The sequence below is a fragment of the Streptomyces sp. NPDC006365 genome (genome assembly GCF_042870755.1).
In the GTDB taxonomy this organism is placed as follows: Bacteria; Actinomycetota; Actinomycetes; order Streptomycetales; family Streptomycetaceae; genus Streptomyces; species Streptomyces xiangluensis.
In genome coordinates, this window is the sequence record NZ_JBIAHS010000008.1 from 243788 (window position 1) to 266002 (window position 22215).

The 22215-nt window shown below is 69.0% G+C and carries 20 protein-coding genes and 1 tRNA gene; 11 read left to right on the forward strand and 10 right to left on the reverse strand.

Annotated elements, in window-relative coordinates:
• Positions 1 to 28 precede the first annotated feature (28 nt).
• The 5 genes from ACFYO0_RS23335 to ACFYO0_RS23355 all read left to right on the forward strand — a co-directional run bounded on the left by ACFYO0_RS23335 (position 29) and on the right by ACFYO0_RS23355 (position 3884).
• On the forward strand, positions 29 to 1072 hold the full coding sequence (locus ACFYO0_RS23335; RefSeq protein WP_388679079.1) for an ABC transporter ATP-binding protein: 1044 nt from the start codon (positions 29 to 31) through the stop codon (positions 1070 to 1072).
• Positions 1069 to 1719 carry an ABC transporter permease gene (locus ACFYO0_RS23340; protein ID WP_388679082.1) on the forward strand — a complete coding sequence of 217 codons (651 nt, stop codon included), beginning with the start codon at positions 1069 to 1071 and terminating at the stop codon, positions 1717 to 1719. Before ACFYO0_RS23335 ends, ACFYO0_RS23340 begins: the two co-directional genes overlap by 4 nt.
• 4 nt (positions 1720 to 1723) lie before the next feature.
• A complete protein-coding gene (locus tag ACFYO0_RS23345; protein WP_388679085.1) occupies positions 1724 to 2422 on the forward strand; it encodes an ABC transporter permease in 699 nt (232 codons plus the stop codon).
• 19 nt (positions 2423 to 2441) lie between these two features.
• Positions 2442 to 3377, forward strand: coding sequence for an ABC transporter substrate-binding protein (locus ACFYO0_RS23350; RefSeq protein ID WP_388679087.1), 936 nt, complete (start codon positions 2442 to 2444; stop codon positions 3375 to 3377).
• Positions 3378 to 3455: 78 nt separating this feature from the next.
• Positions 3456 to 3884, forward strand: a complete 429-nt coding sequence (locus tag ACFYO0_RS23355; protein WP_388679090.1) for a hypothetical protein — start codon at positions 3456 to 3458, stop codon at positions 3882 to 3884.
• Between the two features lie 480 nt (positions 3885 to 4364).
• On the opposite strand, the gene ACFYO0_RS23360 is transcribed toward ACFYO0_RS23355, so the two are convergent.
• Positions 4365 to 5756 (reverse strand): cystathionine beta-synthase, encoded by a 1392-nt coding sequence (locus tag ACFYO0_RS23360; protein ID WP_388679092.1) that lies wholly within the window; start codon positions 5754 to 5756, stop codon positions 4365 to 4367.
• Between the two features lie 148 nt (positions 5757 to 5904).
• Here ACFYO0_RS23360 and ACFYO0_RS23365 point away from each other — a divergent pair, with 148 nt between their 5' ends.
• From ACFYO0_RS23365 to ACFYO0_RS23375, 3 genes are all read left to right on the forward strand, one after another.
• Positions 5905 to 6927 carry an SGNH/GDSL hydrolase family protein gene (locus tag ACFYO0_RS23365; RefSeq protein ID WP_388679095.1) on the forward strand — a complete coding sequence of 341 codons (1023 nt, stop codon included), beginning with the start codon at positions 5905 to 5907 and terminating at the stop codon, positions 6925 to 6927.
• Between the two features lie 391 nt (positions 6928 to 7318).
• Positions 7319 to 8539, forward strand: a complete 1221-nt coding sequence (locus tag ACFYO0_RS23370; RefSeq protein ID WP_388679097.1) for an acetyl-CoA C-acetyltransferase — start codon at positions 7319 to 7321, stop codon at positions 8537 to 8539.
• Positions 8540 to 8824: 285 nt separating this feature from the next.
• Positions 8825 to 9607, forward strand: coding sequence for a hypothetical protein (locus tag ACFYO0_RS23375; protein WP_388679486.1), 783 nt, complete (start codon positions 8825 to 8827; stop codon positions 9605 to 9607).
• Positions 9608 to 9653: 46 nt separating this feature from the next.
• On the opposite strand, the gene ACFYO0_RS23380 is transcribed toward ACFYO0_RS23375, so the two are convergent.
• A complete protein-coding gene (locus tag ACFYO0_RS23380; protein WP_388679100.1) occupies positions 9654 to 9965 on the reverse strand; it encodes a hypothetical protein in 312 nt (103 codons plus the stop codon).
• Between the two features lie 102 nt (positions 9966 to 10067).
• Between ACFYO0_RS23380 and ACFYO0_RS23385 the strand changes: the two genes are divergently transcribed.
• On the forward strand, positions 10068 to 10298 hold the full coding sequence (locus ACFYO0_RS23385) for a DUF4287 domain-containing protein (protein WP_165342835.1): 231 nt from the start codon (positions 10068 to 10070) through the stop codon (positions 10296 to 10298).
• Between the two features lie 101 nt (positions 10299 to 10399).
• Here the strand turns inward: ACFYO0_RS23385 and ACFYO0_RS23390 are convergent, their stop codons facing one another.
• The 3 genes from ACFYO0_RS23390 to ACFYO0_RS23400 form a co-directional block, all read right to left on the reverse strand.
• A complete protein-coding gene (locus tag ACFYO0_RS23390; protein WP_388679103.1) occupies positions 10400 to 11314 on the reverse strand; it encodes a Bax inhibitor-1/YccA family protein in 915 nt (304 codons plus the stop codon).
• A gap of 194 nt (positions 11315 to 11508) precedes the next feature.
• Positions 11509 to 12684, reverse strand: coding sequence for a 4-hydroxybenzoate 3-monooxygenase (locus tag ACFYO0_RS23395; RefSeq protein ID WP_388679106.1), 1176 nt, complete (start codon positions 12682 to 12684; stop codon positions 11509 to 11511).
• Positions 12685 to 12867: 183 nt separating this feature from the next.
• Positions 12868 to 12954: transfer RNA gene (locus tag ACFYO0_RS23400), tRNA-Leu, on the reverse strand.
• 395 nt (positions 12955 to 13349) lie between these two features.
• Here ACFYO0_RS23400 and ACFYO0_RS23405 point away from each other — a divergent pair.
• Together ACFYO0_RS23405 and ACFYO0_RS23410 are read left to right on the forward strand one after the other, a co-directional pair.
• Entirely contained in the window at positions 13350 to 14123 is a 774-nt protein-coding gene (locus ACFYO0_RS23405) for an ABC transporter ATP-binding protein (RefSeq protein WP_388679109.1), read from the forward strand.
• The gene (locus ACFYO0_RS23410) at positions 14123 to 16663 is read left to right on the forward strand and encodes an ABC transporter permease (RefSeq protein ID WP_388679112.1); all 2541 of its coding nucleotides are present in this window, start codon (positions 14123 to 14125) and stop codon (positions 16661 to 16663) included. The genes ACFYO0_RS23405 and ACFYO0_RS23410 overlap by 1 nt, the downstream gene beginning before the upstream one ends.
• A 72-nt stretch (positions 16664 to 16735) precedes the next feature.
• On the opposite strand, the gene ACFYO0_RS23415 is transcribed toward ACFYO0_RS23410, so the two are convergent.
• The 5 genes from ACFYO0_RS23415 to ACFYO0_RS23435 form a co-directional block, all read right to left on the reverse strand.
• Positions 16736 to 18040, reverse strand: coding sequence for a class I SAM-dependent methyltransferase (locus ACFYO0_RS23415; protein ID WP_388679114.1), 1305 nt, complete (start codon positions 18038 to 18040; stop codon positions 16736 to 16738).
• Between the two features lie 186 nt (positions 18041 to 18226).
• Entirely contained in the window at positions 18227 to 19639 is a 1413-nt protein-coding gene (locus ACFYO0_RS23420) for an NAD(P)/FAD-dependent oxidoreductase (RefSeq protein ID WP_388679116.1), read from the reverse strand.
• Between the two features lie 431 nt (positions 19640 to 20070).
• Positions 20071 to 21024, reverse strand: a complete 954-nt coding sequence (locus tag ACFYO0_RS23425; protein ID WP_388679119.1) for an exopolyphosphatase — start codon at positions 21022 to 21024, stop codon at positions 20071 to 20073.
• Positions 21021 to 21689 (reverse strand): DUF501 domain-containing protein, encoded by a 669-nt coding sequence (locus ACFYO0_RS23430; protein ID WP_388679122.1) that lies wholly within the window; start codon positions 21687 to 21689, stop codon positions 21021 to 21023. The genes ACFYO0_RS23425 and ACFYO0_RS23430 overlap by 4 nt, the downstream gene beginning before the upstream one ends.
• 12 nt (positions 21690 to 21701) lie before the next feature.
• Positions 21702 to 22178 (reverse strand): septum formation initiator family protein, encoded by a 477-nt coding sequence (locus tag ACFYO0_RS23435; protein WP_388679124.1) that lies wholly within the window; start codon positions 22176 to 22178, stop codon positions 21702 to 21704.
• Positions 22179 to 22215 lie beyond the last annotated feature (37 nt).

A 22215-nucleotide genomic window follows, 5' to 3' on the forward strand; every position in this document is an offset into this window, starting at 1 on the left:
GATATGCACGCCGGGCAAGGGACACCTCATGATCCAGTTCGATGCGGTCCACAAGCGCTTCCCGAACGGAACCACGGCGGTTCACGACCTCTCCCTGGAGATGCCCGAAGGCGGCGTGACCGTCCTCGTGGGCTCTTCAGGTTGCGGCAAGACGACCACCCTGCGGATGGTCAACCGAATGGTCGAGCCGACCTCCGGGACCATCCGCGTCGGCGGCCGTGACGTGCTGGAACAGGACGCCGCTCAGCTGCGCCGCGCCATCGGTTACGTCATCCAGCAGTCGGGCCTCTTCCCGCACCGCACGGTGCTCGACAACATCGCGACGGTGCCGCTGCTCCTCGGCTGGGGCCGCAGAAAGGCGCGGGCGCGGGCCGCGGAGCTCCTGGAGACGGTCGGCCTGACGGCCGAGGCCGGGAAGCGCTACCCGCACCAGCTCTCCGGCGGCCAGCAGCAGCGCGTCGGCGTCGCCCGCGCGCTCGCCGCCGACCCGCCCGTCCTCCTGATGGACGAGCCGTTCGGTGCGGTCGACCCGGTCGTCCGCACCCAGCTCCAGGACGAACTGCTCCGGCTCCAGAAGGAGTTGAGCAAGACGATCGTCTTCGTCACGCACGACGTCGACGAGGCGGTCCGGCTCGGCGACCGCATCGCGATCTTCCGCACCGGCGGCCACCTCGTCCAGTGCGCGGCACCAGCGGAGCTGCTGGCGCGCCCGGCGGACGAGTTCGTCGCGGACTTCCTGGGTGCCGAGCGAGGGCTGAAGCTTCTGTCGCTGACGACGCTCGCGGACGTACCGCAGGCGGCGGCGCCCGAGGGCGGTACCTGGGAGCTCGTTCTCGACGATGCCCGCAAGCCCCAGCACTGGCGCACTCAGGACGCGGAACTCCCCGTACGCCCCCTCAGGGACACCGACTCCCTGCTTGCCGCGCTCAACGAGTCCATCGCCTCCCCGACCGGTTTCGTGGCGCGTGTCGACGCGGACGGCGCCCTCACCGGCGTCACCTCCCGCGAGGAGATCCACGAGCACGCGGGCGAGGCACACAGCACCCACAGCACAGCGGGCGCCGCCATATGACCATCGACTGGTCGTGGATAGGCGACCACACCGACGACCTCACCACCCTCACCCTCTCCCACCTCCAGGCCGCCCTCTCCGCCGTCTTCTTCGGGGTGCTGATCTCCCTCCCCCTGGCCGTGGTCGCCCACCGGATCCGTCCCCTGCGCGGTCTCCTCCTCGGCCTCTCCAACGTCCTGTTCACGATTCCGTCGATCGCGGTCTTCGTGCTCCTGCTGCCGGTGAGCGGGCTCACCCGTACCACCACGGTCATCGGCCTGACGATCTACACCCTCGTCGTCCTGCTCAGGAACACGGTCGAGGGCCTCGACTCGGTACCGGCGAGGACCAAAGAGGCCGCGAAGGCCATGGGCACCCGCCCCTTCCGCACGCTTGTCACCGTCGAACTCCCCCTCGCGCTACCGGTGATCATGGCGGGCGTCCGCATCGCGACGGTCATGTCGATCTCGCTCGTCTCCGTGGCGACCTATATCGGCGACGGCGGCCTCGGCCAGCTCTTCACCGACGGCTTCCAGCGCAACTTCCCCACGCCGGTGATCGTCGGCGTGGTCCTGACCCTGCTGCTGGCGCTGGTCGCGGACGCACTGCTGGTCGCCCTCCAGTACGTACTCACGCCATGGACCCACCGGAAGCAAAAGGCGGCCTGAGCCCATGTACGAACTCTTCAAGAACCTCGGCTGGTGGCTGGTCAGCGGCGAGCAGTGGTCCGGCCCCGACGGCATCGGACACCGCCTCGCCGAACACCTCCAGTACTCGCTCCTCGCCACCCTGGTGGCAGCCGCGATCGCTCTCCCGCTGGGCCTGCTCATCGGGCACACCGGACGCGGCGCGTTCCTCGCGATCAACCTCGCGTCCTTCGGCCGCGCGCTCCCGACCGTCGGCCTGGTCGTGTTGGTCTTCCTCGCGAGCGGTTTGTCGATGTGGCCGGTGTACGTCGCGCTGGTCGCCCTCGCCGTCCCGGCGATCGTGACGAACACGTACGCGGGCATGAACGCCGTCGACCCGGACGTGAAGGACGCCGCGCGCGGCCAGGGCATGCGCTGGCACCAGGTCCTGTTCCAGGTCGAACTGCCCCTCGCGCTCCCCTTGATCATGACGGGCCTGCGCCTCGCACTGATCCAGGTGGTGGCGACGGCCACGATCGCCGCGTACGTCTCCTTCGGCGGCCTGGGCCGCTACGTGTTCGACGGGCTCGCCCAACGCGACCTCGTTCAGGTGCTCGGCGGCGCGGTGCTGGTCGCCGTGGTCGCCGTCGCCCTGGACCTCGCCCTCTCCGCGCTCCAGCGCGCCCTCTCCCTCCCCCACTCTCGGCTTCGCTCGAGCGGGGGGACCCCCATACGCCCGGCCTAGGAGCCTCGCAATGCCTCCCATGAATCGTCGTACCCTCCTCGGCGCGCTCGCAGGAGCAGCCGTCTCCGTCCCCGTCCTGTCCGCCTGCAGCAGCGGCATCACCTCGCTCGACGGCGAGGGCGGCGCCGGCAGCGGTGGCGGATCCAGCAAGAGCGGCATCACCATCGGCACCGCCAACTTCACCGAGAACCAGGTCCTCGGGTACCTCTACGCAGCCGTACTCGACGCCGCGGGCGTCGAGACGACCGTCCGCCCCAATCTCGGCACCCGCGAGATCCTCATCCCCGCCATCAAGGGCGGCGACATCGACCTGCTCCCCGAGTACCAGGGCGCGCTCCTCCACTACGTCGACCCCAAGTCGCAGGCCACCGAGGAGGGCGAGATGCAGAACGCCCTCGCGATGGCCCTGCCCGCCGGGCTCCAGGTGCTGCCGTACGGCACGGCCGAGGACTCCGACGCGTTCGCCGTCACGCGGGAGACCGCCGAAAAGTACGGCCTCGCCTCTCTCGCCGACCTGAAGAAGCAGAACGGCAAGCTCGTCATCGGCGCCGCGCCCGAGGTGAAGAAGCGCGAGGTCGGCGTGGTGGGCCTGGAGGAGGTGTACGGCGTCGAGTTCAAGGAGTTCAAGTCCCTTGATTCCTCTGGGCCGTTGGTGAAGGGCGCCCTCAAGAAGGGCGACGTGGACGTGGCGAACCTCTTCACCACCGACACCGACATCCAGGAGAACCAGTGGGTCGTCCTCACCGACCCCAAAAACCTGATCCCCGGCCAGCACGTGGTCCCCCTGATCGCCGACCGCAGGGCCGACTCGACCGTCCGCAAGGCCCTCGCCGAACTCGGCAACGTCCTCACCACCGCGGATCTCACCGAGCTCAACCGTCAGGTCGACAAGGACAAGAAAGACCCCGAGGACGTGGCCAACGCCTACGCCGAGAAGAAGGGCCTGACGAAATAGCAGCCGGGGGCACGGCCCAGCGCAGACAGGGGGGCTAACCCCAGTGCCAAGCCGGTCAAGGCTCCTTACGGTAAGCACATGACCGGTATGGATGCCCGCGACGCCGAACTCAAAAAGGAACTCGACGCCACCCTGCACGCACGCAGGGAACTGGGCGACGAGTACGACTCGGCGCTGGTCGACTCCTTCCTGGAGAAGATCGAGCAGCGCATGGACGGCGCGATCGAGCGCCGGGTACGACGACAGGTCGCGGAACAGCAGATGGTGGTGGCCCGGGGCTCACGTTCCCCGCAGGCCAACGATTCCTGGGGCGAGCGCTTCGGCTTCGGAATCGTCTCGCTGGTCCTCGCGATCCCCCTGTCCGCGATCGGCGGGGGCGTCGCGGACCTGCCCGGCCTCCTCATCGCCTGGACGGGCATCGTGGGGGTCAACGTGGTCCAGGTCGCCCGCCACACGCCGCTGTTCGGCCGCGGCAAGAAGAAGTCGGACTCGGACTGGGAGGAGTAAGCCCCGTCCCCGTCTTCAAACGACGACAACCGCAACCATCAATTGAGGAACCCCAGCAGCGAGCAACCAGGTCCGCGAGAGTGGCGGCGGTTTAGCCGCAGCAAGGGGAGCGCAACCAGGTCCGCGAGAGCGGCGGCGGTCTAGCCGCAAAGAGGGGCTATTCGCGGGGACCGCCGCACCCCCGTGAACGGGGGGCGGGACGACGGCGGTCCCCGCGAAGGACGCGGGCCGGGTCAGGGCCGGGCTTACGCGTCCGTGGCGTCCATGGAGGTCCGGGAGCCGCTCCGGAGGTCCTTGGCGCCGTTCGGCGTCGGCTCGAGCGGGGAGCCGCTCCCGCCCTTGCCGACATCCACAACAGTGCCGGACCCGTGTTAAGCCGGTGCTGCGCGGACGTGACGCGCTCGTACCACTTCCGCGAAGTTCCGCACGGGTCGCGCGTGCCGGAAGTTCCCCTCCGGCACGCACAGTTCACCGGAATTCCTACTGCAGGTTGCTCTTCGCCAGGAAGGACAACAGGTCCTGGCGGCTGACGACACCGGTCGGCTTGCCCTCGACCAGCACGATGGCCGCGTCGGCCGCCCCGAGTACGGACATCAGGTCGGCCACCGGCTCACCGGAGCCGACCTGCGGCAGCGGCGCCGACATGTGCTTCTCCAGCGGATCTTCGAGGGAGGCCGCCTTGCTGAACAGGGCGCCCAGCAGCTCCCGCTCGACGACCGAGCCGACGACCTCGGCAGCCATCACGTCCGGGTGACCGGCGCCCGGCTTGACGACCGGCATCTGCGAGACGCCGTACTCGCGCAGCACCTCGATCGCCTCCCCGACCGTCTCGTCCGGGTGCATATGGACGAGGGAGGGGATGGACCTGCCCGCCTTGTCGCTGAGCACATCGCCGACACGCGCGCTCGGCCCGCTGTCCTCCAGGAAGCCGTAGTCGGCCATCCATTCATCATTGAAGATCTTGCTGAGGTACCCGCGCCCACTGTCCGGCAGCAGCACGACCACCACATCGTCCGGCCCGAGCCGCGAGGCCACCTTCAGCGCCGCCACGACGGCCATCCCGCAGGACCCGCCGACGAGCAACCCCTCTTCCTTCGCGAGCCGTCGCGTCATCTGGAAGGAGTCCTTGTCGGAGACGGCGACGATCTCGTCCGCGACGGTCCGGTCGTAGGCGGTGGGCCAGAAGTCCTCGCCGACGCCCTCCACGAGGTACGGCCGCCCGGATCCGCCGGAGTACACGGACCCCTCCGGGTCGGCGCCGATGACCTGGACCCTTCCGTCACTCGCGTCCTTCAGATACCGCCCCGTACCGGAGATGGTGCCGCCCGTCCCGACCCCGGTGACGAAGTGCGTGATCCGCCCCTCCGTCTGCTCCCACAGCTCGGGGCCGGTGGAGTGGTAGTGCGAGAGGGGGTTGTTCGGGTTGGAGTACTGGTCGGGCTTCCAGGCTCCGGGGGTCTCCCGCACCAGCCGGTCGGAGACGTTGTAGTACGAGTCCGGGTGCTCGGGGTCCACGGCGGTCGGGCATACGACGACCTCGGCGCCGTACGCGCGCAGCACATTGATCTTGTCGGTGGACACCTTGTCGGGGCACACGAAGATGCACTTGTACCCCTTCTGCTGAGCCACGATGGCGAGCCCGACGCCCGTGTTGCCGCTGGTCGGCTCGACGATCGTGCCCCCGGGTTTCAGGGCTCCGCTCTCCTCCGCGGCCTCGATCATGCGTAGGGCGATGCGGTCCTTCACGGAGCCGCCGGGGTTGAAGTACTCGACCTTCGCGAGGACGGTCGCCTGGATGCCGGCGGTCACGCTGTTGAGCCTCACCAGCGGGGTGTTGCCGACGAGACTGATCATCGAGTCGTGGAATTGCACCGTTGTCTCCGGAGCTGAAAAGAAATGGTCGGGGTGGTTTCCGTCAGCCTAAGCCCCGTACCGGGCGTTCACGCTGTGTTGAGATTGGCCGGCAGTCTCGGCGGGGCAAGCACTGTGTGTACGGGTTTGAAGGAGGTGGCGGCTTCGCATGTCGAGTTTGTCGAGGGCGAGGGTGGCACGGCGGATCGCGGCGGGCGCGGCGTATGGCGGCGGTGGGATCGGGCTGCTGGGCGTGGCGACGATCGGCCTCGTGCTGGCCGAGGTGCAGTTGGCGAAGCGGCAGGTGGGGAACGGCCACAGTCCGTATCCGCCCAGCGCGGACGGACTGTACGGGCTTGTGTACGCCGGTGTCGATGCCCCCTTGCGGCTGACCATGCTCGGTGATTCCACGGCTGCGGGGCAGGGTGTGCACCGGGCTCGCCAGACGCCGGGTGCGTTGCTTGCCTCGGGGCTCGCCGCGGTGGCCGAGCGGCCTGTGGAGTTGCGGAACGTGGCGTTGCCGGGCGCCCAGTCGGACGACCTGGACCGCCAGGTGATCCTGGCTCTCGGGGACCCGGATCGGGTCCCCGACGTATGCGTGATCATGGTCGGCGCGAACGATGTCACGCAGCGTATGCCTGCGACGCGCTCGGTCCGCCACCTGTCGGCGGCGGTCCGTCGTCTCCGTACGGCCGGTGCCGAGGTCGTGGTCGGCACGTGTCCCGATCTCGGCACCATCGAGCCGGTGCAGCAGCCGCTGCGGTGGCTGGCTCGGCGGGCCTCCCGGCAACTGGCTGCGGCGCAGACGATCGGCGCTGTGGAGCAGGGCGGGCGGACGGTGTCTCTGGGGGACCTGTTGGGTCCGGAGTTCGCGGCCAATCCCCGGGAGTTGTTCGGTCCCGACAACTACCACCCCTCCGCCGAGGGTTACGCGACGGCCGCGATGGCGGTACTCCCCACGGTGTGCGCCGCGCTGGGGTTGTGGCCGGCGGAGGAGGAGCGCCCGGACGCGTCCCGTCGCGAGGGCTTCCTGCCGGTGGCCCGCGCCGCCGCGGAAGCGGCCTCCGAGGCCGGTACGGAGGTCGCGGCGGCCGTACCCACGGGTCCGCGCGGCCCCTGGGCCCTCTTGAAGCGCCGTCGCCGTCGCCGTGTTCCGGCTACGGACCCGGCTCCGGCTCCCTCCGGGGGTTGAGGGGGCTCGTTGTCGGGTGCGGGTGCGGGTGCGGGTGCGGACACATCATGGCCGGTGAGCATGGTGGCCGGCGGCTCCGGAACGCTCCCTCAGGGGCGCGGGGAACTGCGCGACAAGCCACGACGGCCCGCGGCCGACATGCGACCTGTCACCCTCACCCGCTGGGGCCTGGGGCGGCAGCCCCAGTTTCGGGTAGGAGCGGGCTCGGGGAAACGAACCCCTCCCGCGCCGGCCCCCACCCACCGGCACCCGAGGGCTCGCCCAAGCGAGCGCTTAGTAAAAAGCGGCCGGAGTCACACAGCAATCCCCGTGACCTTGACGGTACGTGCGGGTAACTTCCCTCACAGCCCTGCCAAGTCACACTCGTACGCGATACGCCAATGGAGCCGTAATGCCCGAAGCCGTGATCGTCTCAGCCGCCCGCTCACCGATCGGCCGCGCCTTCAAGGGCTCGCTGAAGGACCTGCGCCCGGACGACCTGACCGCCACGATCATCGAGGCCGCACTGTCCAAGGTGCCGGCGCTGGACCCGAAGGACATCGACGACCTGATGCTCGGCTGCGGCCTCCCCGGCGGCGAGCAGGGCCACAACCTGGGCCGCATCGTCGCCGTACAGATGGGCATGGACCACCTCCCGGGCTGCACCATCACCCGTTACTGTTCCTCCTCGCTGCAGACCAGCCGCATGGCCCTGCACGCCATCAAGGCGGGCGAGGGCGACGTGTTCATCTCGGCAGGCGTGGAGATGGTCAGCCGGAGCGTGAAGGGCTCGAGCGACGGGATGCCCGACACGCACAATCCCCTCTTCGCCGACGCCGAGGCCCGTACCGCCGAAGTCGCGCAGAGCGAGGGCGCCGACTGGCACGACCCGCGGGAGGACAGCCTCCTCCCCGACCCGTACATCGCGATGGGCCAGACCGCCGAGAACCTGGCCCGGCTGAAGGGCGTCACCCGCCAGGACATGGACGAGTTCGGCGTCCGTTCGCAGAACCTCGCCGAGGAAGCCATCAAGAACGGCTTCTGGGAGCGCGAGATCACACCGGTCACCACCCCGGACGGCACGGTCGTCAGCAAGGACGACGGCCCCCGCGCAGGCGTCACGATGGAGGGCGTCCAGGGCCTGAAGCCGGTCTTCCGCCCGGACGGGCTCGTCACCGCGGGCAACTGCTGCCCGCTGAACGACGGCGCCGCCGCCCTGGTCATCATGAGCGACACCAAGGCCCGTGAGCTGGGCCTGACCCCGCTCGCCCGCATCGTCTCCACGGGTGTGACGGGCCTCTCCCCGGAGATCATGGGGTACGGCCCGGTGGAGGCCAGCAAGCAGGCGCTCGTCCGTGCCGGGCTGACCATCGACGACATCGACCTGGTCGAGATCAACGAGGCCTTCGCCGCACAGGTGATCCCGAGCTACCGCGACCTGAACATCCCGCTCGACAAGCTGAACGTCAACGGCGGCGCGATCGCGGTCGGCCACCCCTTCGGCATGACCGGCGCCCGTATCACCGCCACGCTCATCAATTCCCTTCAGTTCCACGACAAGCAGTTCGGTCTGGAGACGATGTGCGTCGGCGGCGGCCAGGGCATGGCGATGGTCATCGAGCGCCTCAGCTGAAGCCGTACGGGTAACAGCAGATGAACCCGGCGTGACCGAAGCGGCCCAGAACCCAGCAACCCCCGGGGCTCTGGGCCGTTTTGTGATCCAATCTCCCCCAGGATGTGACCTATCTCCCCTTGGGAAAAGATTCACGCAGGTCAGAGCCGTTCCTCTGGGGAACTCCGGGCTGAATGCCCTGTCCTTTTCGTGACGTTACGCACTGACAGGTGGATAGTCCGCCCTTCAAGCTGATGTAGGAAGTCGGGGGTCGACTTTGAAACCGGGAGTACGTCAGTGAGCGCCATCCCTCTTGCCCTACTGCTCACCGCGGCCGCCGCCCTGGCGGTGGGCGTCGCCACCCTGCGCGCCGTGCTCAGGCTGCGCCGGGAGCTCGCGTCCCTGCACACGGAGCTCACCGCGAGCCGTGCGGCGGACCCGCGTGCCGTGGTGCCCGCTGCCCGCTCGGCCGCCGACACGGACGAGATACGCGCTGCCGTCGCCGAGGCGCTCGCGGAGGAGCGGGAGCGGGAGCTTGCCGAGGCGCGGGCGTTCTGGGCCGCCCAGGAGGCGCGTGACGCCTCTGACGCGCCCACGCTGCTCGGCCTGCCGGACAGCGAACTGTTCCTGCCCCGGCAGTCGGACTTCGCGGGCCTGGACCACCTGGAATCGGTGACGGAACCCGGCGCCGACGCCGAGGAGCTCGCCGCGGACTCCCCCGAGCTGGCCGCGGCCCGCCGCCGCCACCCCTCGCACCCCGACTTCGTACCGGTCCAGTCGCCGGTCGTGAACGATCACGAGCGTACGGTCGCCTGCCTGGAGGACCTGGCGGAGTCCCGTACGGAACTGACCGACGTGCGCCCCGGCCCGCTGGGCACGCTCGACGTCTACGTCTTCGCCGACGGCACCACGCTCTGCATGACCCCGGGCCACCGCCAGACCGCCGAGCAGCTGGCCGCCGCCCTCCAGGAGGGCGAGACCCCGGTCCTCCTCGGCGGCTCGGGCATCTCGGGCGCGTACGCCCTGACCTTCGCCTGCGGCGGGGAGAACGTCTACATCCTGGCGGACCGGGTCATAGCGTCGCTGTAAGGGCCCCTGAGCCCCGCGAGACCCACACGCGCCGGGAGCGGACGAGCTACACCCCGGCGCGTTTCTGCGCCTCCTCGACGAGCCGCATCGCCTCCGCGAGCTCACCCTCGGTTCTCAGTACGACGGCCAGATCGTGTCCGGCGACCATGACCTGGTCGGCCGCGGCGAACATCCCCGCGTCGGGCATCTCCCGCGCCGGCCCCTGAGCGTCCTCGAGCAGCTGGGCTCGCAGTGCCAACTCCCTGGCCAGGCCCAGCGCTTCGGCCGCCGCGCCTCTCTGGAGCCGGCTCTGCGGAGCGGCCCGCAGCCGGTCGGCGAAATGGTCCACGGCATGGGTGAGGGGGGTCGCATCGAGCACGCCGCGAGACTACGCGCCTTAACCGGACTGTTGCCAACAAGCCAACGCTCAGGCACCGTGACTTGAAGGACCGGCTTACATCCCATGCGTCCGGAGGCGCCGATGTCCCAAGTCTTCTCCGAGGAGACCCACCGCAACATGCTCGCCCGCATCCCCCATTGCACCGGTCGTGAAGTGTCCGACTGGCTGCGCACCGTCGACGAAGGCCCCGCTCTCTTCCGCTTCGAGGAGAAGGTCAGCTGGCTGCGTGCCGAGCACGACCTCGCGTACGGCCACGCCAAAGCGATCATTCACGAGTACGACCTGAGGAGGGCCGCGCGCAAACTGCTCTGAGGCGCGCACCAGGGAGAACAACGACGAAGGGCCCGTGAACCGGAGGTTCACGGGCCCTTCGGCCGCTACCGCCCGGTGGTGGTCCGGACAGCACGGCCCTGCTAGTCGTCGCCGCTGAAGATGGCGACCAGGCGCAGCATCTCGATGTAGATCCACACGAGGGTCATGGTCAGGCCGAACGCGGCCAGCCAGGACTCCTGGCGCGGAGCGCCGTACGCGACGCCGTCCTCGATCTGCTTGAAGTCCAGCGTCAGGAAGAACGCGCCCAGGACGAGCGCCAGGATGCCGACAATGGCACCGAGTGCACCCATGCTCCGCAGCCCGCCGTCCGGCGCGATGCCGAACACCACGAGCAGCAGGTTGACCGCCATGATGAGCACGAAGCCGATGGCGATGGTCATGCCGATGCGCGCGTACCTGGCGGTGACACGGATCCAGCCCGCTCGGTAGACGAGCAGGGTGGCGCCGGCGATCGCCATGGTGCCGAGCACCGCCTGGAAGGGCGCGCCCGACCAGCGGCTGTTGAACATCTCACTGATCACGCCGAGGAAGACGCCCTCGAAGGCGGCGTACGACAGGATCAGCGCGGGCGAGGCCTTGCGCTTGAACACCTGGACCAGAGCCAGGACCATCGCGATGAGCGCGGCGCCGATGGCCAGGCCCCAGCTGCTCGGCGAGACCGGCAGCACGGCCCAGGCGAGCACCGCGCCGACGACGACCGTGCCGAGCGTCATGGCCGAACGGGCGACCACGTCGTCCATCGTCATGCGGTCGGCGGCGGGCGGGGCCTGTGGCGGGGCTCCGTGCTGGACGTCCTGCGGGGCGTACGGGGTCTGTGCGTAAGGATTCTGCGCGTACGGGTTGCCGCCCTGTGGGGCGTACGGGGAGCCCTGTGCGTACGGGTTCCCCTGCGTGCCGACAGCGGGGCCCCCGGCCTGCGGCTGGGCGTTGAAGCCCGCGTAGCCGTTGTCGCGGCTGAACCCCCGTCGCGAGAAGACCGGGTTGCTGCTCCTCATTTCACTCCTCCATGGCCACCCTGCGTGGCTCTGGCTCAAGAGTAATGGGTAGGCAAAGGAATGCCTCTAGTGCTTGGGGAGGATCTTTCCTCTGTTGTGACCGGGAACGCCAGTGTTCAATCCAGCATTCCCGGCACCGTTACAACACAGGTACGAGCTCTTCCGGTTCCCCCGATCGTGGTGCTCCCTGCGGTTCACTCCAGCGGAAAGCCCGTGTAGCACTCGGCGAGGTCCTGTTCGGCCGAGCGGGCGACGGTGATCCGGTCGAGGCGGGCGAGCTGGATGCGGTCCTCGAAGGGGGTCGCGTCGGGCGTGCGGTGCAGCAGGGTCGTCATCGCGTACGAGAAGCGCTCGGCCTGCCAGACGCGGCGCAGACAGGTCTCGGAGTACGCGTCGAGGCGCTCGGCCGACCCGGTCTCCTCGAGATGGACGAGCGCCCGCGCGAAGGTGACGACGTCGCCGACGGCGAGGTTCAGGCCCTTTGCTCCGGTTGGCGGCACGATATGGGCGGCGTCCCCGGCGAGGAAGAGCCGTCCGTGGCGCATGGGCTCGTGGACGTAAGAGCGCATCGGCGTCACGGACTTCTGCGTGATCGGGCCCCTTTCCAGCTTCCAGTCGTCGGCCGTCTCGAAGCGGCGCTCCAGCTCGTCCCAGATCGCCCTGTCGGTCCATTCCTCGGCGTCCGTGCCCTCGGGCACCTGGAGGTAGAGGCGGGAGACCTGCGGGGAACGCATGCTCAGCAGGGCGAAGCCGCGGTCGTGGTGGGCGTAGACGAGTTCGTCGTGCGAGGGCGGGACGTCGGCGAGGATGCCGAGCCAGCTGAAGGGGTACGTCCGCTCGAAGACCTGTGTGAGCTCCTCGGGGATCGCCTTGCGGGCCACACCCCAGAAGCCGTCGCAGCCGACGACGTAGTCGCACTCCAGGACGTCCTCGCGCCCTCCGTGCCTGAAGCGCACGCGCGGGCTTTCACTGTCCGCGCCCTCCACGGCCAGCGCCTCCGCCTCGAAGAGCAGCGGGCCGCCCTCCTTGAGCTGGAGAGCGATGAGGTCCTTGCAGACCTCGGTCTGCGCGTACACCATCACCGACCGGCCGCCGGTGAGCCCGGGGAAGTCGACACGGTGGCGCCTCTTCGCGAAGCGCAGCTCGATCCCGTCGTGCCGCAGCCCCTCGCGGTCCATGCGCTCGCCGGCGCCGGCCGCGCGCAGCACGTCGACCGTGCCCTGCTCCAGGATTCCGGCCCGCTGCCGATGCTCGACGTACGCGCGGTCGCGGCTCTCCAGGACGACCGAGTCGATCCCCGCGTTGTGCAGCAGCCGCGCCAGCAGAAGTCCGGCCGGTCCGGCCCCGATGATCCCGACGGTGGTACGCATCGGCACGCCCCTTCGCGCTGTTGGTGCGGTGGTGTAGTCTGAGTGTATTGTTCGCATGGTGAAATTTACTTCACTAACGTTCCAGCGTGAGTCTCCGATGACATAGGCCCGCTGTCAACGGGTGCGCGGTGTGAAGTCTTCAATGCACGATGCAGGGAAGTCGCGGGCCCTCGGGAGGGTCGGTGGTGCCCGGAGCCGGACTTGAACCGGCACGCCCGCGTAGGGGCAGCGAGGTTTAAGCTCGCCGTGTCTGCATTCCACCATCCGGGCAGGCCATGGGCTCCGCATTTTGAGCTTCCGAGCCTATCGGGGCGCATCCCCCGAACAGCGGACGGGCGGCCCGATGTTGTCTTATTTTATTGACGTCTGAGGGTGCATCAGACCACCGTACGGGCCATCGGCACTTGCCACGAGCCCTTCCACAGAGCCGTCGCGGCACATGCGGAATGACGTGAATTCACCGCCCGAACGAGGGTCGTCCGACGAACCGTCACCGATGACCCTGTCAGGGGTACGTGTCATCCCCAGGTATGACTCAGATCCGAACGGTCCGACCGAAGTCGCCCTTCGGAACCAGAACAGGGGGTGACTACACGGCGGTGATGGGCCACGACGATGGAAGTCACGTTCCCCACTCGTCGTCGTACTGACAGGAGCACTGTCCCGTGACCACCACCACTCCCATCGCCGGGCGCGCCACCGCCGTGGCCGCGCGCGCCTCGGATCTGTCGAAGGTCTACGGACAGGGCGAGACCCAGGTGGTCGCCCTGGACCGGGTCTCTGTTGACTTCCGACAGGCCGAGTTCACCGCGATCATGGGCCCTTCCGGGTCCGGCAAGTCCACGCTGATGCACTGTGTGGCGGGCCTGGACACGTTCTCGTCCGGCTCCGTGCGGATCGGTGACACCGAGCTCGGCTCCCTCAAGGACAAGCAGCTGACGAAGCTTCGGCGGGACAAGATCGGGTTCATCTTTCAGGCCTTCAATCTGCTGCCGACGTTGACGGCCCTGGAGAACATCACCCTTCCGATGGACATCGCGGGCCGCAAGGCCGACAAGGAGTGGCTGAACTCGGTGATCGGGATGGTGGGCCTGGGCGACCGTCTCTCCCACCGGCCCGCCCAGCTCTCCGGCGGCCAGCAGCAGCGCGTCGCCGTGGCGCGGGCGCTCGCCTCCAAGCCGGACATCATCTTCGGTGACGAACCGACCGGAAACCTCGACTCGCGCGCGGGCGCCGAGGTGCTGGGCTTTCTGCGCAACTCCGTACGGGAGTTGGGGCAGACGGTGGTGATGGTGACCCACGACCCGGTGGCCGCAGCGTACGCGGACCGCGTGGTGTTCCTCGCGGACGGACGGATCGTCGACGAGATGTACGGGCCGACCGCGGACAACGTGCTCGACTTCATGAAGCAGTTCGACGCGAAGGGCCGCACCAGCTGATGTTCCGCACCGCCCTGCGCAACGTACTCGCGCACAAGGCCCGGCTCCTGATGACCGTGCTCGCCGTGATGCTCGGCGTCGCGTTCGTCTCCGGCACCCTGGTCTTCGCCGACACCCTCTCCAACGCCTTCCGCAACCAGTCGGCCAAGAGCTACGACAACGTCGCCGTCGCCATCACCTCGTACGCCGACCCCGACGACGCAAAGGAAGAGCCCGGCCTCTCCCGCAAGACCCTCGACAAGATCTCCGCCGTGGACGGCGTCGCCGGCGCGTACGGCCGCGTCGAGGGCTTCGCCGGGGTCGCCGACCCCGACGGAAAGCTGATCGGCGTCGGCTGGTCCAACAAGGGCTCCAACTTCGCCCCCGGCAAGGACGGCAAGGACACCGCCTACACGTTCACCGATGGCTCGGGCCCGGTGAAGGACGATCAGATCGCCCTGGACAAGGAGTCCGCGGCCAAGGGTGAGTACCAGGTCGGCGACCGAGTGCGCGTCGCGACCAACGGGCCGGTGAAGGAGTTCACCCTCAGCGGCGTGTTCACCACCGAGGACGGTGCCGTGAACGCCGGCGGCAGCCTCGTCCTCTTCGACACCGCGGTCGCCCAGAAGCAGTACCTCAAGCCGGGCTACTTCGAGAGCGTCACCGTCACCGCCGCCTCCGGCGCGGACGACGCGAGGATCCTGGACGCGGTCAAGCCGCTGCTGCCCAAGTCCGCCGAGGCCCAGACCGGCCAGGCACTCGCGGACGAGCAGGCCAAGGAGATCGAGCAGGGGCTGGGCAGCCTCAAGCAGGTCCTGCTCGGCTTCGCGGGCATCGCGCTGTTCGTCGGGATCTTCCTGATCTCCAACACCTTCACGATGCTGGTCGCCCAGCGCACGAAGGAGATCGCCCTGATGCGCGCCGTCGGTGCGTCGCGCAAGCAGATCACCCGCTCGGTGCTCGCCGAGGCCGCGGTGGTGGGCCTGGTCGCCTCGGTGATCGGCTTCGTCCTCGGCATCGGGCTGGCGGTCGGTCTCCGGTCCGGAATGGCCGCGTTCGAGATGAAGATTCCGGACGGCCCGCTGATCCTGTCCGCCACGCCGATGATCGCCGCTATCGGCGTCGGTGTGCTGATCACGATGTTCGCCGCCTGGCTGCCCGGCCGCCGGGCCGCGAAGATCCCTCCGGTGGCGGCCATGAACAGCGTCCACGCGGTGGCCACCACCAAGTCGCTGGTGCTGCGCAACTCCATCGGTGCGGCCATCACCGCCCTCGGCGCGGCCGGGATCGTGCTGGGTGCCTCGTCCGGCGGCAACGACGGCCGGATGTACATCGGGGCGGGCGCGTTCTTCGCGCTGATCGGTGTGATCATCTTGATCCCGCTGCTGTCCCGGCCCGTGATCGCGCTCGTCCGTCCGCTGCTCGTCGGCCCCTTCGGGGTGTCCGGCAAGCTGGCCGGCCAGAACGCGGTCCGCAATCCGCGCCGTACCGGAGCCACCGCATCGGCGCTGGCGATCGGACTGACGCTGGTGACCGGCCTGTCGGTGCTCGGCATCACGGTCGGCACGGCCATCGACAAGATGACCACGGACAACATCAAGGCCGACTACATGGTCTCGATGGCGAACGGCGGGGACCTCGACCAGTCCGCACTGACGGCGCTGGAGAAGGCCAAGGGTGTCTCCGCGGTCTCGCCGCAGCAGGACGCCTACTTCGAGGTCGGCAACGAGGACGAGGACTACGTGTCCGCCTCGGCGGTCACGCCGGGCGACATCGAGCGGGTCCTCAACGTCGACGTCGTCAGCGGCAACGCCGACTCACTCGCCAAGGGCCAGATCGCGGTCGCCGAGAAGACGGCCAAGAGCAGGGGATGGAAGCCCGGTGACACCGTCCCCGTCACCTTCGGCGACGAGAAGAAGGCCACGCTGACGGTCGGCGCCGTCTACAAGGACAGCGAGTTCCTCTCGCCCGTCCTCGTCGACACGAAGGTCGTGAACCCGCACGAGGCGCAGCCGTCCATCCGGCAGATCTTCGTGAAGGTCGACGGCGGCCAGACCTCGGCCAACGAGAAGGTCCTCATCGACGCGCTGGGCGACAACCCCGCGATCACGGTCATGGACCGGCAGGACATCCGCAACGAGTTCGGCGGCGCCATCAACACACTGCTGAACATCATGTACGGCCTGCTGGCGATGGCCCTGATCATCGCGGTGCTGGGCGTCGTCAACACCCTCGCGATGTCGGTCTTCGAAAGGCAGCAGGAGATCGGCATGCTGCGGGCGATCGGTCTCGACCGGCGCCGGGTGAAGCGGATGGTCCGGCTGGAGGCCGTGGTCATCTCGGTGTTCGGCGCGGTGGTCGGCATCGGTCTCGGCTCGTTCCTCGGCTGGGCGATCGGCGAGACCTTCGCGGACCAGATCCAGGGCTACGCGCTGGTCCTGCCCTGGGACCGGATCGGGATCTTCCTGGTGCTGGCCGGTCTGGTGGGCGTACTGGCCGCGCTGTGGCCGGCCCGCAATGCCGCGAGGCTGAACATGCTGAACGCGATCAAGGCCGAGTGACCACGCTCTGACCCACCGAAGGGCCGGGCTTCCCCATCACGGGGGAGCCCGGCCCTTCCGCTTGTGTCCGGTTCAACGGCGCTCGCGCTCACTCCACTCGCGGGCCCGCAGTGGCATCCCGGAGCGACCCCCTTCCGGCGTCTTCACTGCCAGCACCTGGTTCACACCGATGCGGTTGCGTTCGAAGGCGACAGCGGATGCGGCCATGTAGAGGCGCCAGATGCGGGCGCGGCCGGGGCTGGTGAGGCGGACCGCGAGCGGCCAGCCGGCCTCCAGGTTGGCGACCCAGTGGCGCAGGGTGAGCGCGTAGTGCTCGCGGATCGATTCGACGTCGCGCACCTCGAAGCCGGCGCGCTCGAGTTGCGTGACGGTGCTGCCGATGGGCGCGAGCTCGCCGTCCGGGAAGACGTACGCGTCGATGAACTCGTCGACCTCGTACGCCGATTCGTCGCGCCGCGGACGACGGCCGATCTGGTGGTTCAGGAGCCGCCCGCCCGGCTTGAGCAGGGCGAACAAGGTTCGCGCGTACTCCAAGTACCGTTCGCTGCCGACGTGTTCGGCCATGCCGACGGAGGAGATCGCGTCGTACGGACCGTCGGCGACGTCTCGGTAGTCCTGGACGCGGATCTCGACGCGGTCGGTGAGCCCTTCGTCGGCGACGCGCTTGCGGGCGTACGCGGCCTGCTCGTGCGACAGCGTGACGCCGACGACGCTCACGTCGTGCTCGCGGGCGGCGTGGACGGCCATCGAACCCCAGCCGCAGCCGACGTCGAGCAGCCGCCCGCCCGGCTTCAAGTCCAGCTTGCGGGCGATGAGTTCAAGCTTGTCGCGCTGGGCGTCCTCGAGGGTGGCGTCCGGGGCGGGCCAGTACGCGCACGAGTAGACCATGGACGGCCCGAGGACGATTTCGTAGAAGTCGTTGCCGACGTCGTAGTGGTGGCTGATGGCGCGTCTGTCGGTGCGCTTGGTGTGCAGATGGGAGCGCCGGCGCACCTCCTCGCGGGGCGGGGCGGGCGGCAGCGGGGGCCATGCCATCATCACGAGCCCACGCACGGCGGCCCGTGCCTCGGGATCCCGCAGCGTCTCGCCCAGGCTTCTGGCGTCCTCGCCGCGATCCCAGACGAGCCCCGACATCAGGTCGAGGGCGGTGTAGAAGTCACCGTCCACGGTCAGATCACCGGCGACCCAGGCCCGGGCGAGCCCCAGCTCCCCCGGCTTCCACAGCAGTCGGCGAACCGCACGGCGATTGCGTACGACGAGGGCGGGGGCACCAGGCGGACCCGCTTCCGAACCGTCCCAGGCGCGCAGACGCACCGGGAGCGGGACCCCCAGCAGCTGTTCGAGGAGAGTCTTGAGCCGCAGTGCGGCGTCCTGCATGGCGCACACCTCCGTGACGATGGATCCCGAAAGTCCAACACCACGTAAACACTGCGGGGGCCGGAGCGCAGTCCCGCAAAAGCGTTACATCTGCGCAAAATGGGCGGCGGGGGCGAGAAAACGCCGAAGGAGCCCCCCGCACCACGGATGGCGAGGAGCCCCTTCGGGTCGAGCAGTGACCGGAGGTCAGGAGGCCTTGGCCTTCTCCTCCGACTTGGCGCGGGTCGGCGGGAGCTGGGCCTCGGCGGACTGGGCCACCTTGGGCGCCGGCTTGGCCGCCTCGTAGAACTCCTCGCGCGGCGTCTCGATGGCGCCGAGCGAGACGACCTCGCGCTTGAGGAACACCGCAAGCGTCCAGTCGGCGAAGACCCGGATCTTGCGGTTCCACGTCGGCATCGCAAAGCCGTGGTAGCTGCGGTGCATGTACCAGGCGAGCCGGCCCTTGAGCTTGATCTTCATCTTGCCCATGACGATCATCGCGACGCCCTTGTGGAGGCCGAGACCGGCCACCGCACCCTTGTTGGCGTGCGCGTACTCCTTCTGCGGGAAGCCCCGCATACCGGAGATCACGTTGTCGCCGAGGACCCGCGCCTGACGCAGCGCGTGCTGGGCGTTCGGCGGGCACCAGGCGTTCTCGACGCCGGCCTTGCGGGCGGCGACATCCGGCACCTGGGCGTTGTCGCCGGCGGCCCAGATGTAGTCGGTGCCCTGGACCTGGAGGGTCGCCTGGGTGTCGACGTGACCGCGCGGGCCGAGCGGCAGACCGAAGCGGGAGAGCACGGGGTTCGGCTTGACGCCGGCAGTCCAGACGATCGTGCTGGAGTCGACCTCGAGGCCGTTCTTCAGCACGACGTGGCCGTCGACGCAGGAGTCCATGGAGGTCGACAGGTACACCTCGACCCCGCGGGACTCCAGGTGCTCCTTGCCGTACGCGCCGAGCTTCGGGCCGACCTCGGGGAGGATCTTGTCCGCGGCGTCGACGAGGATGAACCGCATGTCCTCTCGGGACACGTTGGTGTAGTACTTGGCCGCGTCGCGGGCCATGTCCTCGACCTCGCCGATGGTCTCGGCACCGGCGAAGCCGCCACCGACGAAGACGAAGGTGAGCGCCTTGCGGCGGACCTCGTCGTCGGTCGTGGAGTCCGCCTTGTCGAGCTGCTCAAGCACGTGGTTGCGCAGGCCGATGGCCTCCTCGATGCCCTTCATACCGATGCCCTGCTCGGCGAGGCCGGGGATCGGGAAGGTGCGGGAGACCGCGCCCATCGCGATGACGAGGTAGTCGAAAGGCAGCTCGTACGCCTCACCCACGAGGGGGGCGATCGTGGCGACCTTGCGGTCCTGGTCGATGGTGGTGACCCGGCCGGTCAGAACTTCCGCCTTGGGCAGCACGCGTCGCAGGGGGACGACGACATGCCGAGGCGAAATGCTGCCGGCGGCGGCTTCGGGGAGGAAGGGCTGGTAGGTCATGTACGACCGGGGGTCGACGACCGTGACGGTCGCCTCGCCGTAGCGCATCTTCTTCAGAATGCGCCGAGCTGCGTACAGGCCTACGTACCCACCGCCTACTACGAGGATCCTGGGACGCTCCGTGGTGCTCATGCCATCGAGTATCCACCCGTCCCAGGGGGGTAGCTCGTGCGCCCCTTCACAAGCTCGGTCGCACCCTCTGCTACACTGCCCGGCCCACATTCTCCGAACCCTGCCCGTACGGCGGAACCATGGGGGCCTTTGGGGGGTTGTCAACACCGCGTGAGCTGCCCTTTGGGCTCACGACCGGGCTGAACCAGTCGCCCGTTCCCGCGCCTCGCGGCACCCCGGAAACGAACTCGCACATCCGCTCCGGAACCCCGTACGACTCCCGTCCCGCCTCAGACGTCAAAAACCTCCCTCAGCAGGGTCGATTTCCTTGTGAAGAACTTCACGAAGTTTCTCCGCGGGACGTTTCCGAGAGGTCTTCCGGGCCCCCTCAGGCGCGCTCATACGTTACCGGAACCGCTCAGGCGTTACTACCCGTGGGTAGCTTAAGAGGCCTACTCAAGATCCTCTGCGGCCTTCCAAGCGATCCCGTCAAGGATGTCGTGCTCGCTCACGACGACCTCCTCCGCCCCGATCCGCTCCATGATCGAGAGGAGAACGAGAGCGCCGGTACCGATGACGTCCACGCGGCCCGGGTGCATGGAGGGGATCGCGGCGCGCTCGGCGTGGGTGGAGGTCAGGAGGGACTCGGTGATTTCGCGGACGCGGGCGTACGGGACCCGGGAGTGGTGGATGGCGGCCGGGTCGTACGCCGGGAGGTTCTGCGCGATCGCCGACACCGTGGTGACGGAACCCGCGAGCCCGACCAGCGTGCGGGCCTCGCGCAGGGGGACGCTCTGCCCGACGAGGTCGAGGGCCGCCTCGATGTCGGCGCGAATGGCGCTGATCCGATCGGGAGTCGGCGGATCGGCGACCACTGAGTCGTGCAGGAGGTGGCGTTCCGTCATGCGTACGCAGCCGATGTCGACCGAGCGTGTGCCGCGTACGTGGTCGTCGCCGACGACGAACTCGGTGGAGCCGCCTCCGATGTCCACGACCAGGTAGGGCTTGGCGAGGTCCGCCCGGCCGCTCAGCTCCTTGGTGGCGCCCGTGAAGGAGAACTCCGCCTCCTCGTCACCGGTGATGACCTCGGGCTCCACGCCCAGGATGTCCAGGACGCCCCGCACGAAGTCGTCGCGGTTCTCGGCGTCCCGGGAGGCGGAGGTCGCCACGAAGCGGACGCGCTCCGCTCCGTGTTCCTTGATGATCGCCGCGTACTCCTTGCAGGCGGCGAACGTCCGCTCCAGCGCCTCGGGCGCGAGGCGGCCCGTACGGTCGACGCCCTGGCCGAGCCGGACGATGGTCATCCGCCGGTCCAGGTCGACGAGTTCACCCGTCGCCGGGTCGGCATCGGCGACGAGGAGGCGGATGGAGTTCGTACCGCAGTCGACGGCGGCGACGCGTGTCACTTCTTGCCACCTTCCCCTTCCTCAGTACTGAAGAACTCTCCTCCGTTGGCGCCGGCCTTCACGATGTCCTCCTGGGACTGCGACGGTGTCACGCACGGCCCCTTCCACCACCACTCGGGCAGCATCGCGAGCGCCTCGTCGCCCAGCGGGTTCACTCCGGGGCCCGCGGCCAGGGAGTGGGCCACGAGCACGTGCAGGCACTTCACCCGGTCCGGCATGCCGCCCGCGCTGGGGAAGCCCTCCAGGACCTCGATGGCGTCGCGGCGGGCGAGGTAGTCCTCGTGGGCGGCGCGGTACGCGGCGGCCAGGTCGGGGTCGGCGGCCAGCCGCTCCGTCATCTCCTTCATTACGCCGTTCGCCTCGAGGGTGCCGATCGCGGAGGCGGCCCGAGGGCACGTCAGGTAGTACGTCGTCGGGAACGGCGTACCGTCCGGCAGTCGCGGCGCCGTCTCGACCACGTCGGGCTGACCGCACGGGCAACGGTGCGCGATCGCGCGCAGACCTCGTGGCGGGCGCCCGAGTTGCTGCTTGAAGGCCTCGACGTCCGCGTCGGTGGGCTCGGTTCGCGGCGTGGGAGGCAGATCAAACAGCGTCAGCGCGGAGCGCTGCCCCTGAGGGGTGGTGGTCGGGCGGCGGGCGGGAGTGTCCATAGCCGTCTTTCTCATCGCATTCAGCATTCACTGGTCGGCGCGGTCGGCCTTGTCGACCCCGTCCCAGACATTGGCGTACCAGGGGCGGGCGGCCACCCCTTGCGTCGTACGCGACTTCTTCGCCGCGTTCGGATCGATCACGATGTAGCCGGTTTCGCCCGGCTTCACGTAGTGCAGGCGCTCGCGGATTCGCTGCTCGGCGTACGCGTCGTCCTGCCAGCGTGCCTTGAGGTCGCGCAGCTGCTCGACCTTCTCACGGGCCTGCTCCCGCTCCCGCTCGAGTTCGGCGATCTCGGCGCGCTGGGAGACGTACTGCCGGGTCGGATACGCGAGGGCGACGACCAGGGTGCACAGGACGAGGGCGAGGAGCGCGGCCCTCCCGGTCAGCCGGGAGCGGCGGGCCTGGCGCCTGGTCTGGGAGCGGTAGACGCGCGCCGCCGTCTGCTCGCCGAGCAGTCGCAGCCTGGTCGCGGTGGAGAACCGGTCCCGGTCCTTCCCGGCCATGTCACCCGCCTCCCCTTCATACACGCGTACGTCCCCG

What these genes read in the sequence shown, in the direction of transcription:
- ACFYO0_RS23335 (WP_388679079.1), top strand. Translation starts at nt 29, where the DNA reads ATGATCCAGTTCGATGCGGTCCACAAGCGCTTCCCGAACGGAACCACG.
- ACFYO0_RS23340 (WP_388679082.1), top strand. Translation starts at nt 1,069, where the DNA reads ATGACCATCGACTGGTCGTGGATAGGCGACCACACCGACGACCTCACC.
- ACFYO0_RS23345 (WP_388679085.1), top strand. Translation starts at nt 1,724, where the DNA reads ATGTACGAACTCTTCAAGAACCTCGGCTGGTGGCTGGTCAGCGGCGAG.
- ACFYO0_RS23350 (WP_388679087.1), top strand. Translation starts at nt 2,442, where the DNA reads ATGAATCGTCGTACCCTCCTCGGCGCGCTCGCAGGAGCAGCCGTCTCC.
- ACFYO0_RS23355 (WP_388679090.1), top strand. Translation starts at nt 3,456, where the DNA reads ATGACCGGTATGGATGCCCGCGACGCCGAACTCAAAAAGGAACTCGAC.
- ACFYO0_RS23365 (WP_388679095.1), top strand. Translation starts at nt 5,905, where the DNA reads ATGTCGAGTTTGTCGAGGGCGAGGGTGGCACGGCGGATCGCGGCGGGC.
- ACFYO0_RS23370 (WP_388679097.1), top strand. Translation starts at nt 7,319, where the DNA reads ATGCCCGAAGCCGTGATCGTCTCAGCCGCCCGCTCACCGATCGGCCGC.
- ACFYO0_RS23385 (WP_165342835.1), top strand. Translation starts at nt 10,068, where the DNA reads ATGTCCCAAGTCTTCTCCGAGGAGACCCACCGCAACATGCTCGCCCGC.
- ACFYO0_RS23390 (WP_388679103.1), bottom strand. Translation starts at nt 11,314, where the DNA reads ATGAGGAGCAGCAACCCGGTCTTCTCGCGACGGGGGTTCAGCCGCGAC.
- ACFYO0_RS23395 (WP_388679106.1), bottom strand. Translation starts at nt 12,684, where the DNA reads ATGCGTACCACCGTCGGGATCATCGGGGCCGGACCGGCCGGACTTCTG.
- ACFYO0_RS23410 (WP_388679112.1), top strand. Translation starts at nt 14,123, where the DNA reads ATGTTCCGCACCGCCCTGCGCAACGTACTCGCGCACAAGGCCCGGCTC.
- ACFYO0_RS23415 (WP_388679114.1), bottom strand. Translation starts at nt 18,040, where the DNA reads ATGCAGGACGCCGCACTGCGGCTCAAGACTCTCCTCGAACAGCTGCTG.
- ACFYO0_RS23420 (WP_388679116.1), bottom strand. Translation starts at nt 19,639, where the DNA reads ATGAGCACCACGGAGCGTCCCAGGATCCTCGTAGTAGGCGGTGGGTAC.
- ACFYO0_RS23430 (WP_388679122.1), bottom strand. Translation starts at nt 21,689, where the DNA reads ATGAGAAAGACGGCTATGGACACTCCCGCCCGCCGCCCGACCACCACC.
- ACFYO0_RS23435 (WP_388679124.1), bottom strand. Translation starts at nt 22,178, where the DNA reads ATGGCCGGGAAGGACCGGGACCGGTTCTCCACCGCGACCAGGCTGCGA.